The sequence below is a fragment of the Evansella vedderi genome, from assembly GCF_030813435.1.
Lineage (GTDB): Bacteria > Bacillota > Bacilli > Bacillales > Salisediminibacteriaceae > Evansella > Evansella vedderi.
This window is the reverse complement of the sequence record NZ_JAUSUG010000021.1, coordinates 79,151-92,263: the sequence shown is the minus strand read 5'-3', so window position 1 is coordinate 92,263 and position 13,113 is coordinate 79,151. Positions and strand designations below refer to the sequence as shown.

The window sequence follows — 13,113 nt, the reverse complement described above, 5'->3', positions numbered from 1 at the left end:
AGATTGACATGTTAAACAAATTCAAAGAATTAGTAATAGAAGAAGAAGGACAAGGGATGACGGAATACGCGTTGGTGTTAGGGATTTTAGCTGTAGGGATTGTTGGAATTCTTGCTTTGTTTAGGGAAGAAATTACGGCAATGTACAATGAAGTACTTGGAGAACTTAAAGGAAGACATGATGTACCAACTTCAAACAACACCACCGAATAATTTATAAAAGGGTGTGTTAATTATGTCAAGCAAACTAAAGAGACTAGTCGTAGAAGAACACGGACAAGGTATGACAGAGTATGCCATTGTTTTAGGTGTTTTAATGGTTCCAATTGTAGCCCTCTTAACATCTCTTGGTGGCCATATTGAACAGATGTATTTAGACGTGTTGAGCAGCTATGATAGGTCCAATGCAGAGGAAGTGCTATTAGGGGATGAAGGAAATTCAACTCAAATCGTTACACCTATGTAAACTCACAAGTTAATTGATACTTTTTCGACAAAAGTTCACTATTTAGAACGAAAAGGCTAGGACAAAACTAAAGTGTTTAATTGGAAATACGAACAATGCACAAGCTTAGGGAAGTATATTTTCGAAGCGGGTAGATTGCACCTACATCTAGTTTGTTCGGATTTCTTATTAGTAAAAATACTTTTGTCCCAGCCTTTTTTCAAGAAACTACGATAGGAGGGTAATGAAATTGTTTCTTAATCTATTATTAATTACCGTCTTAATTATTTGTATAGTAACAGATCTTAAAAGCAGGAAAATCTATAATAAAGTAATATTTCCAGCATTACTTTTAGCCCTCCTATTGAATACTGTGGAATTTGGCTTGGCTGGGTTAGGGAGCAGTGTAGTAGGTTTTTTTGTGGGATTAGGAATACTAATTATTCCATATTTAATGGGAGGAATGGGCGCTGGCGATGTAAAACTACTGGCATTAGTTGGAGCAATAAAAGGAGTCTCCTTTGTTTTAATAACGGCAGTATATATGGCAATTATTGGAGGGGGCATTGGCTTATGCATCCTTTTATTTAGAAAAGGTTTTCTATACCGGATTCGAACCTTCTTATTTTCCTTAATTACCCTAAGGCTGAAAACTGGTATTAAACCTTCACTAGGTTTAGATAACAATACCCTTAAGAAAACTTATCCATATGCAGTGGCAATAGCAGGCGGAGCCTTTATGGCTTTCTTATGGAATGGAGTTGTACTGTTATGATTCGTGATGAAAAAGGACAATCATTGGTGGAGATGGCACTAGTTATCCCCCTTTTAATACTTCTTGTTGTTGGAATCTTTGATATAGGCAGAATCCTCTATACATATTCGGAACTTCATTTTACTACACAAGAAACAGTTAGACTGGGGGCATTTGGGAGAAGTAATAATGAAATCACTGATTTTGCCGAAAGAAACTTCAAATCTGGTAACTCCATAGATTTAATAGTGGAAATATGCACATTTAAGGTGAATGGGGAAAATAAAGTTTGTTCACCTGACTCACTTAAGTCTGGTGATTATGTAAATGTTAAATTACAATACCCTGTCAAAACTCTAGTTCCTTTCTTTAATAGTATTTTCCAAGATCCAATTCTATTAACTTCAGACTCAACGATTAGAATAGAATGAGGAATTAATTATGAAATGGATGAAAAAGCTTTTAACAAATGAAAAGGGAAATGTTCTTTTAATAGTTTCTATAGCATTTACAGGATTACTTGCAATGACGGGCTTAGTTATTGACGGTGGTTCCTATTTTATGAAAAAAACCGACCTGCAGAAAGTAGTAAATGCAGCTGCCCTTTCAGGAGCACAAGAACTAGTTGTAGGAGATATGAATCCTGTTTTGGTAGAAAGTAGGGTCAGACAAATAGTTCATGAGGTTGTTTCTTTTCATGACGAATCAATAGTTTTAAATGATGAGGATATAGAAGTACAGCTAAATAATTCCGTTACTGTAAATCTGAAAAAACCATTAGCCCTTGCCTTTTCTAGTCTGTTTGGAATAGAGTCTGTGGACATTGTTACAAGGGCCACAGCAGGACTTGGAATAATGGGAAGTGCACAAGGAGCTGCCCCCCTAGGGATTGAAAGGTCCACCCTAATTGAGAATGGACACGGACCTAATCATGAATTCAATTTAAAAGTAGACCAACGGAATGTAGAGACGGGGAATTTTGGTGCATTGGCATTGGGTTCAACTGGTGCGGATACATTTGAAGAAAATTTAAAGACAGGTTTTAACGATGTAATAAGTATTAACCAAATATTAGACACGGAAGCAGGTAATATGAATCAACCAACCAATCGAGCTGTTACTCATCTTATAAACCAGCCTTGTGATGGGCCAACAGAACGAAACTGTCCAAGGAGAATTTTAGTACCTGTATATGAACCAATTATTGTATCCAATGGTCGAATACAACAGATTAAAGTAGTAGGTTTTGCTTATTTCTACATTTCAGCACCGTTTAATAGCTCCGATTCAACCGTAAGAGGATATTTTGTAGAATATGCCGATACGGGAATAGTAAATGAAAATGCCGAATCCCATGGAGCATATAGTATTAGATTAATAGAGTAGGTGACATGATGAAATCAAGAATAATTTTAGCATTGGCTTTAATTATGGGAGCATTTACAACGTTTTTGTTTGTTCAATATGTGCAGCAGTTTAAAGCGGCAGAAGCTGTTAATGACAGTGTAGTAGATGTGGTAGTCGCGAAACATCCCATTGTGGAGAATCAAATTATAACTTCAGATATGTTAGAAATCATCCGCGTAACGGAGAATAATTTGCATGCAAACACAGTTCATTCAATGAATGAGGTTGTGGGGCACTTCGCCATCACCACCATAGAAGAAGGGGAAATACTTTTAAGTCATCGTACGAAATCAGATAAGGAAGAGATGACGCTAGTATCAAGAAAGGTGCAAGAAGGCTATCGGGCCGTGTCAGTGAATGCTGATTTCGTAAGGTCAGTATCTAACTTAATTGAGCCAGAGGATTATGTTGACGTCATTCTAACGGAAACGGTGGCGACAAATGAAAACGATACAGAACTGCAATCAACACTAATCTTCTCCGAGGTAAGAGTTTTAGCCGTAGGGAGAAAAATGCTGCCCCCAGTTAATGACCAGGTAACCTATATGGAATATAGCTCCGTAACTTTAGAGCTAGAACCAGAAGAAGCAACAAAATTAATTAATTCGGCAGAAAAAGGAAACATACATTTCACATTACATTCTAGTATTACTTCAGAAGACGAAAAAGAAAAAGATTAATACAACAAGGAATTTAAGTAAGGAGGTATCGCTATGGCAGAGGATAATCAACATCGTAAACGGAAACAAGGTAAATTAATTGCTATTTGTAGTGCAAAAGGTGGTATTGGCAGAACACTTGTCTCTGTGAACCTAGCTGTAGCGTTAAGTAAGAAAAATCTTAAGGTTTGCTTAGTTGACGGGGACTTACAGTTTGGTGATGTTAGTCTAGCATTAGACCTCCAATCATCTTTTACGATACAAGATGTGGCAGAAGATATGGAAGGAATGGATGACCATGCTCTAGTAAATTACTTATCTCAGCATACCTCTGGTGTCCATGTACTACCAGCGCCTGAGAGACCTGAGTATGCGGAATTAGTCACTAGTGAAATTTTAAAAAGAGTCTTGAAACTACTATTAAAACAACATGATTATGTAGTAGTGGATACGGCAATAGGATTGCAAGAGCAAACGATTGATGTTTTAGAACTAGCAGATGAAGTTATCATGTTAACAAACTTAGAGATGACCACATTAAAAAACTCAAAGCTCATGATAGAAACATTGGAGCAGTTGGAGCTTCGGGAAAAGGTTCAATTAATTATAAACCAATATAATATTGACAGCCTTATAAATATTGATGATGCTACTAAAATGCTAGGAGAAAGAAGGGCTATCTCCATTGCCAATAATCCAAAAATAGCAATTCATTCTATCAATGTAGGTATACCTTTTGTTATTGGTCAAGGAAAATCGGATCTATCGAAAGCTATTTTTAAAATGGCGGAAAGTCTGATTTCCACTAAGGAATTTGCATTAGAAAAAAGAAAAAAACGTTCAATCTTGAAAAATGTTTTTGGTCATTAAAGGGGTGAATTTTGAATGAGTCTCTTAACTCGCTTAAAGGATAAAAATGAACAGGGCCATTCCAGTGCTTCATCAAATATGAATACTAGGGTAAACATAGATGATAACGATCCCATGTCCTTTGTGAGAGCTGCTCGTAATCCTAATGGAGAAGCAGAGAATTCTCACGGAGGGTCAATTACTATGAAAGTACAAGAATCACCACGAAAATTAGAGTTGAACAAAAAGAAGATAGCGAACCCTAAAGCAGTAGAGAAGCACCGAGAGTTAAAAAGCTTGTTACATAAACAAATTCTTCAAGAAATGAAGGATGAAGAAGATATAGACAAGGTTGTTTCGAAAATTGATGAAATGGCCATTGAAATTATAAAAGAGGATAACTCTTTTAAAGGAACCATTGATCGAAAAAGAGTAGTAGATGAGCTCATAAATGATTTAACAGGATTTGGACCAATAAACCCACTTTTACTAGACGAAAATATATCGGAAGTAATGGTGAATGGGCCAGACCAAGTCTATTGTGAGCAAAATGGAAAGATAGTACTAACGGATGTCACCTTTAGGGATAACGATCATGTATTAAATGTAATTGAAAGAATCGTTGCTCCCATTGGCAGAAGAATAGATGAAAGTAGTCCAATGGTAGATGCAAGACTACCAGACGGCTCCCGTGTAAATGCCATTATTCCACCATTAGCATTGAATGGACCAACGATTACGATCCGTAAATTTGCTAAGGATCCATTTAAAATTGACGATCTCGTTCGTTTTGGAACATTAACGGAAACGATGGCTGTTTTCCTTGATGCTTGTGTAAAAGCAAGATTAAATATCTTTGTCAGTGGTGGTACAGGCTCCGGTAAAACAACCTCCCTAAATGTTTTATCGAACTTTATTCCAAATGATGAACGAATTGTAACAATTGAGGATGCTGCTGAGCTTCAATTAGGGCAGGATCATGTTGTTTCCTTAGAGTCCCGGCCTCCAAATATTGAAGGAAAAGGGGCAATAACCATACGAGATCTCGTTAGGAACTCATTACGTATGCGTCCTGATCGTGTCGTCATTGGGGAGGTTCGTGGGGCAGAGGCATTGGATATGCTTCAGGCCATGAACACAGGTCATGATGGGTCCTTGGCGACAGGCCACTCTAATAGCCCACGTGATATGATTGCTAGATTAGAGACAATGGTTCTCTTTGCTGGGGTAGAACTCCCTATTAAAGCTATTAGGGAACAAATCGCAGGTGCTATCGATTTAATTATTCAGCAAACAAGATTAAAGGATGGCTCTAGAAAAATAGTAAAAATCACGGAAGTACAAGGGTTAGAAGGAGATGTCATTGTTCTTCAAGATATTTTTACCTTTAAACAAGAAGGTGTAGATGAAAACGGAAAAATAAAAGGTAGATTAATACCAACTGGAATTCGGCCCAAATTCTATGAGCGTCTAGAAACGTCAGGATTATCTATTCCACCGAGTGTATTTATTAATGATGAGGGGTGAAGAGAATGATAATAATAATTGCATTAATGGTTCTCTTCACAACGTTTCTATTTTGTATGTATATTTTACAGAAAATTTTCTTAAGTGATAAACGAATTGAAAAGCGAGTACAACGATATTTACAGCAATCGGATAAGGAAATTTTGGAGTCTAAGAAGTTTCGTTTAGCCCTTCAGTTTATGCAAAAAAGAAATAGCATTAAAAATAAGCTATTAACAAAGGAGAAAAACTCAAAACTGGAGAGTCTTTTAACTCAAGCTGGACTTCCTTTGAAACCAGAAGAATATATTATGTTCCAAGGTATAGCAACGATACTAGGGACGGGCTTGTTCTTTCTATTATTTGAAAATGTATTCATCATGATAATAGGTGGTATTTTCGGTTTCTTGTTACCAAAAATTATTGTTAGAAAGAAGATAAATGAAAGGTTGAAGAAGTTTCAAGACAGTTTACCAGAAATGATTTCTACTATTGTCGGTGCATTAAGGGCAGGTTTCAGTTTTCCCCAAGCCCTCAATTCTGTTATGGAAGAAGCACAATCTCCAGTTAAAGAAGAAATTTCTATCGTTTTAAAAGAAATGCAATATGGGACATCGGTGGAAGAGGCCCTCAATAACCTTAAGGAACGGATGCCAAGCGAAGATTTGGATATTATGATCCAAGCTATTGTCATTCAAAGACAAGTGGGTGGAAATTTAGCTACGGTATTAGAAACGATTGTAGATACCATCAGGGATCGGATTAAAATTCAAGGTCAAATTAGCACATTAACAGCACAAGGAAGAATGTCAGGATGGGTATTAGGCTTATTACCAATATTCGTTGGTGTCATGATTTATTTTGTAGAGCCCAGTTACATGAGTGTATTATTTATGGAACCAATCGGAATTATCCTATTAATCATTGCTGCTATTTCTTGTTTTATTGGATTTATGCTTATACGAAAATTGACGTCAATAGAGGTGTAAGTTTATGTTATTCCTAGGATTTTTCTCAACGATAGTCTTATTGATATATGGTTTATTTCTGTTCAGGGGAGAAAAGAAGGATAGAATTAGAAGTCGAGTCACTACTGTTTTTCAAGGCAATTACACAGAAGCAACAACAGACGAAAAGGATGAAATAAAGAAACTCTCCTTTTCTAAACGAATAGTAGCCCCTGTCTGGAAAAAAATGAAGGGGAGTACTCAAAAGAAGATCTCAAATGAAAAACTAGAAAAAATAGAAAATAAACTCCTTCAAGCTGGAAGCCCATTTGGGATGACTCCTGGTGACTATAGGATATTACAAATAGTAGTAATGATTTTGCTCCCCGTTTTATTTGGGTTTTATGCTTATATTCTTGATTCTACAAACACTGGTTTCATAGTAATGTTAGTTTTCGGTGGGATTATATGTGGGCTTTTTCTTCCATCGTTTTATTTAAAAGTGAAAACTAACTCAAGAAATAAGCTGGCTTCAAAGGAGCTTCCAGACTTTCTGGATTTAGTAACAGTAAGTATTGAAGCTGGGTTAGGTTTTGACTCTGCCTTAACAAAAGTAGTGGAGAAAAGGCAAGGTGTCCTTTCCTATGAATTTCAAATTTGTCTTGAGGAAATGAGATTAGGTAAAACAAGGAGAGAAGCCCTATCAGGAGTTAGGAACCGGTTAAACAATTCAGATGTTAAATCGTTAATAGGAAGTATTATCCAGGCCGAGCAACTAGGGATCGGGTTGGTTCAAACTCTACGAGTTCAGTCCTTAGAAGTACGTCAACGGAGAAAACAACGGGCAGAGGAAGCGGCAATGAAAGCTCCTGTTAAAATGCTTTTTCCACTGGTAATCTTTATTTTCCCATGTATTTTCATAGTAATCTTAGCCCCAGCAGTGTTGCAGTTCCTTAACGGATTTTAATATATGCCTACCCAAGATAAGTTAGTGCGATTTGGAGCAGGCATTATTTATTTTTTACAATTTAATAGGCTGACCTATCTCTGCTGAGTCGTTAGCGGCAACAGTTACCTGTTGCGTTTGCCACGCATCTTCATAGTTGGGAGAGGATCTTTGATTTATCACCAGTTCTTACGGCAGGTACTGTTACCCCATCTTCCAAGGGGAGAGAAAAAATCACTTCGGTCAAGCTTTTAGAATAGGCTATAGGGTACAAACGCCTAAGAGGAGGAGTTATCATTGTATCCCCAATATCCTTATTATGATAAAGAGGTTGAATGTGAGGAGAAACCTATATCCTTTCCACCTCAGCATCAGGAGCAGCATCCAGGCTTAGAGTATCCCATGGTTCCAAGGCCAATAGCAGAAAACCCCAACTACACAGGTTCACATAAATTACATGATAAAGTGGCTATTATTACTGGGGGAGATAGTGGAATCGGCAGAGCGGCGGCCATTGCCTTTGCAAAAGAGGGAGCCCATGTTGTTATTGTGTATTACAACGAACATAGAGACGCGGAAGAAACGAAGGAGAGGATCCATCAGCTGGGGAGGAGTTGTCTTACCATCTCCGGTGACTTAAAGGAGGAACGTTTTTCGTACCATGTCGTACAACAAACAATGCAAACCTTTGGGCAAATAGATATTCTTGTTAACAATGCTGCTGTTCAATATCCTAAGAAATCCATATTGGATATTTCCACCGAACAATTAGAAACTACTTTCCGAACAAACATCTTCTCTTTCTTCCATATGACAAAGGCAGTGCTCCCTTATTTACAACGGGGAAGCACCATTATAAACAACGGATCTGTTACTGCCTTCCGTGGTCATAAAAAATTAATTGATTATTCCGCATCCCAAGGTGCTGTTATCACATTTACCCGATCGTTAGCCATGTCCTTAGTGGATCAAGAAATACGGGTAAACGCTGTTGCACCAGGACCCATATGGACACCATTAATTCCTTCATCCTTCGAAGAAGAGGATGTGAAAACATTTGGAACAAGAACTCCGATGGAAAGGGCAGGCCAGCCATTTGAATTAGCCCCAACCTTCGTTTATCTGGCATCAGATGACTCCAGTTATATTACCGGCCAAGTGATACATGTGAATGGCGGAGAAATAGTAGGCTCATAAAAAGACAAGGACCCGGTTCCGCACAATTTTGTGACAGTTCACAAAACTGTGCGGGACCGGGTCCTTGAACAAATTAGTCTACGATATTGACAAAGATATCTTCTAATGATGGTTCTACGTCGATAATACCGAACTTCTTCATCCAATCAATGGTTTCTTGCCAACCATTAACATCCTGACTGCCGAATCCATCGGTTGATTCCATCTTTGGAAACAATATTTCTAAGCTTTGTTTTTCTACCTCTTCAATCAGTGGAAAGTTTGCTGCGTCTTGGTTGCGTAATAGAATATCAAGAGCCTCATCTGGGTTTGCTACCATGAAGTCATAACCCTTTGTTGCTCCACGCCAGAAAGCACGAATGATATCGCTTTGTGTTTCCCATGTCTCATCGCTTGTAACAAATAAAAGCTGATAGAAGCTAGGAACACCGTACTCCACTGGATTAAAATGACGAGTTTTATAACCTTCATGTTTGAGTACAGGAACTTCGTGGTTAATATAGGCACCAGTTACTGCATCTACACGTCCGGTCACAAGAGAGGATCCTAATTCAAAACCAACATCAATTAATTGAACTTTTTCAGGGTTTCCCCCATCTGTTTCCACCATTGTTTTAATAAGAGCTTGATTTACAGGGGTTCCAGGATACCCAATCGTTTTACCTTCCAAGTCTTTAGGTCTCCGTAAAGGACTGTCTTCCAAGAAAATCGTATGGTTTAAGGGAGAACGGACAATTACTCCAATGGATTTAATTGGGACGTCTTGGTTCGCCCTGGCAGTAATAACATCAGGTTGATAGGTAATTCCTAATGTAATTTGTCCTGAGGCAGCTAAGTTAATAGGATCTGTTGGGTTAGCGGGAAATTGAATATTGACCTTAAGACCTTCTTCCTCAAAATAACCATTTTCTAGAGCGGCATATAAGTAACTATGTACAGCATTTGGATACCAGTCTAGCATAATATCAATCTCTGTTAATTCTTCCGAAGCTCCCCCGGCAGAAGATTCCTGATCTCCACAAGCTACAAGAGCGATTAGAACTACAAAACTAAAGAATAAAATGAAAACCTTTTTCATTCAACTTCCTCCAATTAAAATTGTAAGGGCCCGGGTCCCGTACAACTTTGTGACAGTTCACAAAAAGTTCGGGGACCGGGTCCTTGAACAAATTAGTCTACGATATTGATAAATATATCTTCTAAAGAAGGCTCTGAGTCAATGAGACCGAATTCCATCATCCAGTCGATGGTTTCTTGCCATGAAACTTCATCTTGACTTCCAAAACCACTGCTAGACTCCATTTTCGGCAGTAAGATCTCCAAGCTTTCTTTCTCTACTTCTTTTACTAATGGGAAGTTAGCTTCGTCCTGGTTGTTTAATAGGATGTTTAATGCTTCCTCTGGGTTCGCTACCATGAACTCGTATCCTCTTGTTGCCCCACGCCAGAATGCACGAATTACATCACTTTCATTTTCCCAAGTCTGATCATTAGTTACAAACACAAGCTCGTAAAAGCTAGGAACCCCATAATCTACTGGGTTGAAGTAACGAGTCTCATGTCCTTGATGACGTAATACTGGAACTTCATGGTTAATATAAGCTCCAGTTACGGCATCCACACGGCCACTAACGACGGAGGAACCCAGCTCAAAACCAACGTCAATCAATTGAACTGCAGAAGGATCTCCACCATCATTTTGAACCATTGTTTTAATAAGGGCTTCATTTACAGGAATCCCAGGGAAACCAACTTGCTTTCCTTCTAAGTCCCTAGGTGTTTGAATTTCGCTGTCCTCTAAGAAAATCGTATGGTTTAATGGTGAACGAACGATGGCACCAATAGATTTTACAGGAACATCCTGGTTGGCACGGGCTGTAACAACATCGGGTTGATATGTAATCCCTAGCGTAATTTGCCCCGCTGCAGCTAAGTTAATAGGATCCGTTGGGTTAGCTGGGAATCGAATGTTAACCTGAACACCTTCTTCTTCAAAATAACCATTTTCGATTGCAGCATACAAGTAACTATGTACTGCATTAGGATACCAGTCGAGCATAACGTCAACTTCCGTTAACTCTTCCTCTCCTGCTGCTGACTCCCCTTCTCCACAAGCAGCAAGTGTCAATAAAACTACCACGCTAATAAACAAGATTAAAAGCTTTTTCATTCTGTTTTCCTCCATTTTAATGTTATTTTTTCTAGTAAAATAACGAGTAAGAATAAAACAATACCGACGATAGATAGTAAGACAATAGGAGCAAATACCCCAGCTCCATCAAATTGGGTCATCATCCGCCGGCTAAAATACCCTAAGCCAGCTTGTGCACCGAGCCATTCACCGATAGCAGCCCCAATAACACTTAACGTAACAGCCACCTTTAGCCCAGAATAAAAGTGGGGTAAGGCAGAAGGAACTTGGAGTTTAAAAAAGATGTCCATTTTCCTCGCCCCCATCGTTAAAAGCAATTCTTTTAATTCTTTACTACTGGAACGTAAGCCATCAAAAGTATTAACTGTTATTGGAAAAAATGTTATTAAAATAGTAACGACGACCTTAGCCCAAATCGTCGTGTAACCAAACCATAGGACAAAAATTGGAGCGATGGCAATAATGGGAATCGTTTGTGACGAAATGATAATAGGATAAAACGTTTTTTCCGCCACTTTACTAAGATTCATCCAAACGGCTAACCCTACACCTAAAACGATAGATAGGAAAAGGCCTGTTAGAATTACCTGCAACGTTGCTGGTAAATGAACCAATAATAAAATATTTTTTAACTCCCATAGTTTTACAACCACTTGGGTAGGCGATGGTAAAATAAAGGCCATTCCAATAAATCGAGCAATCATTTCCCAACAAACAATTAAAGCAAAAACAAGTAAACTGGGTGCAATAAAATCTTTTAGCCTTTTCATAGCTCTACCCTCGCCCGAAGTTGATCTAATAAATGCTCCTTCAATTGAATAACTTCGGGATGATGAATATCCCGTAATTTCCTAGGACGGTCAAGGGGAACATTTACTTCCTCTAGTTTTTTCACAGGCGATTTTGTAAAAACAAAGATACGATCTGATAAAAATAAAGCTTCATCTACATCATGTGTAATAAATAAAACGGTGGTTTTCCACTTCTCCCATTGATCAAGAAGCCATTCTTGCATCGTTAATCTAGTAATAGCATCCAGTGAGCTGAAGGGTTCGTCTAACAGTAACACGTTGGAACCACTTAAAACGGTTCGTAAAAAGGAAACCCTTTGCCGCATACCACCGGATAAGTCGCTCGGATATTTATGTTCTGTCCCCTTTAAACCAAATTCTTCAAGAAGCCCCATCACTTGATGATGGGCATCTTGTTGTTTAACCCCTTTTAATTCAAGTGGTAAGGCAGCATTAGAAAGAATGGTGCGCCAGGGCATAAGCAAATCCTGCTGTGGCATATAGCCCACCCGGCCAAGTCGATTGTCGTAGGACTCACCGTTTATTAGGATGTCTCCGAAGGATGGCTCTTCAAGGCCTGTGATTAATTTAAATAAAGTACTTTTTCCGGAACCACTTGGCCCAACAATACTAATAAATTCTCCAGGCTTGACATTGAAACTCAACTTTTCTAACACATTCTGCTCAGGAGCGTTTTCGTTACTGTTTTTATAATGAAAGGAAATATCCTTGAACTGTAGAGCCGAATTACTCATCCGTCGGCCACATCGCTTGGTTGTATGACATCTCCCAGAACATATACTCGAAGCGCGTAGTATTTAAGAAGATTTCCTCAAGATGAGCAAGCTCCTCTTCCGGCTTTTCTTCTGTTAATTCGTCAAGAAGATCGATGCACCATTGTGCCACTTGACCAAATTCTTCGGAACTGTACATTTTAATCCATTCTCCATAAAATTCATGTTCACTAGCTCCTGGAATTTGGCTTAACTCCTTACCAATTTCCCAGTAGCTCCAAGCACATGGCAGAAGTGCTGCAACAAGGTCAGCCAAAGTTCCATTTTGCCCCACATGCAGCATGTAATGAGTATACGCAAGGGTTGTAGGAGATGGAGCTGCTTCCTCAAATTCCTTTGGAGTAATACCGAACTTCTCCCCATATTGACGATGGAGGGACATCTCTTCATTAAGGGTGGAATCTAGCATTGCTGCAAACTTCCCCATTGTTTCCACATCCTTGGCTTTTGCAGCACCAATGGCAAACAGTTTTGCGTATTCAATTAAATACAAATAGTCTTGAATCATGTAAAAACGAAACTTTTCCTTGTCTAACGTTCCATTTCCGATCTCTTGAACAAAGGGGTGGTCATGATTCTTTCTCCAAATTGGCAACAGCTTCTCATGCAATCTCTCACTAAATTTCATCCTTTATCACCTCAATTAAAATTGTTGGAGACCCGGTCCC

At 38.6% G+C, this 13,113-nt stretch carries 16 protein-coding genes; 11 read left to right on the top strand and 5 right to left on the bottom strand.

Going from position 1 to position 13,113, the window contains the following annotated elements:
- Positions 1–8: 8 nt before the first annotated feature.
- The 11 genes from J2S74_RS21635 (at position 9) to J2S74_RS21585 (ending at position 8,709) form a co-directional block, all read left to right on the top strand.
- The gene (locus tag J2S74_RS21635) at positions 9–212 is read left to right on the top strand and encodes a Flp family type IVb pilin (RefSeq protein WP_307329986.1); all 204 of its coding nucleotides are present in this window, start codon (positions 9–11) and stop codon (positions 210–212) included.
- A 22-nt stretch (positions 213–234) separates the two neighbouring features.
- Entirely contained in the window at positions 235–465 is a 231-nt protein-coding gene (locus J2S74_RS21630) for a Flp family type IVb pilin (protein WP_307329983.1), read from the top strand.
- A 229-nt stretch (positions 466–694) separates the two neighbouring features.
- Positions 695–1,219 carry an A24 family peptidase gene (locus J2S74_RS21625; protein ID WP_307329980.1) on the top strand — a complete coding sequence of 175 codons (525 nt, stop codon included), beginning with the start codon at positions 695–697 and terminating at the stop codon, positions 1,217–1,219.
- On the top strand, positions 1,216–1,629 hold the full coding sequence (locus tag J2S74_RS21620; RefSeq protein ID WP_307329977.1) for a TadE/TadG family type IV pilus assembly protein: 414 nt from the start codon (positions 1,216–1,218) through the stop codon (positions 1,627–1,629). The genes J2S74_RS21625 and J2S74_RS21620 overlap by 4 nt, the downstream gene beginning before the upstream one ends.
- 10 nt (positions 1,630–1,639) lie before the next feature.
- Positions 1,640–2,584: a pilus assembly protein TadG-related protein gene (locus J2S74_RS21615; RefSeq protein WP_307329975.1), complete on the top strand. Its 945-nt coding sequence runs from the start codon at positions 1,640–1,642 to the stop codon at positions 2,582–2,584.
- An 8-nt stretch (positions 2,585–2,592) separates the two neighbouring features.
- On the top strand, positions 2,593–3,285 hold the full coding sequence (cpaB, locus tag J2S74_RS21610) for a Flp pilus assembly protein CpaB (protein ID WP_307329973.1): 693 nt from the start codon (positions 2,593–2,595) through the stop codon (positions 3,283–3,285).
- Between the two features lie 33 nt (positions 3,286–3,318).
- Positions 3,319–4,134 carry a CpaE/TadZ family protein gene (locus J2S74_RS21605; RefSeq protein ID WP_307329970.1) on the top strand — a complete coding sequence of 272 codons (816 nt, stop codon included), beginning with the start codon at positions 3,319–3,321 and terminating at the stop codon, positions 4,132–4,134.
- A 15-nt stretch (positions 4,135–4,149) separates the two neighbouring features.
- Entirely contained in the window at positions 4,150–5,640 is a 1,491-nt protein-coding gene (locus tag J2S74_RS21600; protein ID WP_370876049.1) for a TadA family conjugal transfer-associated ATPase, read from the top strand.
- 5 nt (positions 5,641–5,645) lie between these two features.
- Complete coding sequence (locus tag J2S74_RS21595) at positions 5,646–6,608, top strand: type II secretion system F family protein (RefSeq protein WP_307329967.1); 963 nt, start codon at positions 5,646–5,648, stop codon at positions 6,606–6,608.
- A 4-nt stretch (positions 6,609–6,612) separates the two neighbouring features.
- Entirely contained in the window at positions 6,613–7,533 is a 921-nt protein-coding gene (locus J2S74_RS21590; RefSeq protein WP_307329964.1) for a type II secretion system F family protein, read from the top strand.
- Positions 7,534–7,809: 276 nt separating this feature from the next.
- Positions 7,810–8,709: an SDR family oxidoreductase gene (locus J2S74_RS21585; protein ID WP_307329962.1), complete on the top strand. Its 900-nt coding sequence runs from the start codon at positions 7,810–7,812 to the stop codon at positions 8,707–8,709.
- Between the two features lie 73 nt (positions 8,710–8,782).
- Here the strand turns inward: J2S74_RS21585 and J2S74_RS21580 are convergent, their stop codons facing one another.
- From J2S74_RS21580 to tenA, 5 genes are all read right to left on the bottom strand, one after another.
- Entirely contained in the window at positions 8,783–9,787 is a 1,005-nt protein-coding gene (locus tag J2S74_RS21580; RefSeq protein WP_307329959.1) for an ABC transporter substrate-binding protein, read from the bottom strand.
- Between the two features lie 92 nt (positions 9,788–9,879).
- Positions 9,880–10,878 carry an ABC transporter substrate-binding protein gene (locus tag J2S74_RS21575; RefSeq protein WP_307329957.1) on the bottom strand — a complete coding sequence of 333 codons (999 nt, stop codon included), beginning with the start codon at positions 10,876–10,878 and terminating at the stop codon, positions 9,880–9,882.
- Positions 10,875–11,630, bottom strand: coding sequence for an ABC transporter permease (locus J2S74_RS21570; protein WP_307329954.1), 756 nt, complete (start codon positions 11,628–11,630; stop codon positions 10,875–10,877). The genes J2S74_RS21575 and J2S74_RS21570 overlap by 4 nt, the downstream gene beginning before the upstream one ends.
- Positions 11,627–12,406, bottom strand: coding sequence for an ABC transporter ATP-binding protein (locus J2S74_RS21565; RefSeq protein ID WP_307329952.1), 780 nt, complete (start codon positions 12,404–12,406; stop codon positions 11,627–11,629). Before J2S74_RS21565 ends, J2S74_RS21570 begins: the two co-directional genes overlap by 4 nt.
- Positions 12,399–13,073, bottom strand: a complete 675-nt coding sequence (gene tenA, locus J2S74_RS21560; protein ID WP_307329950.1) for a thiaminase II — start codon at positions 13,071–13,073, stop codon at positions 12,399–12,401. The genes J2S74_RS21565 and tenA overlap by 8 nt, the downstream gene beginning before the upstream one ends.
- Positions 13,074–13,113 lie beyond the last annotated feature (40 nt).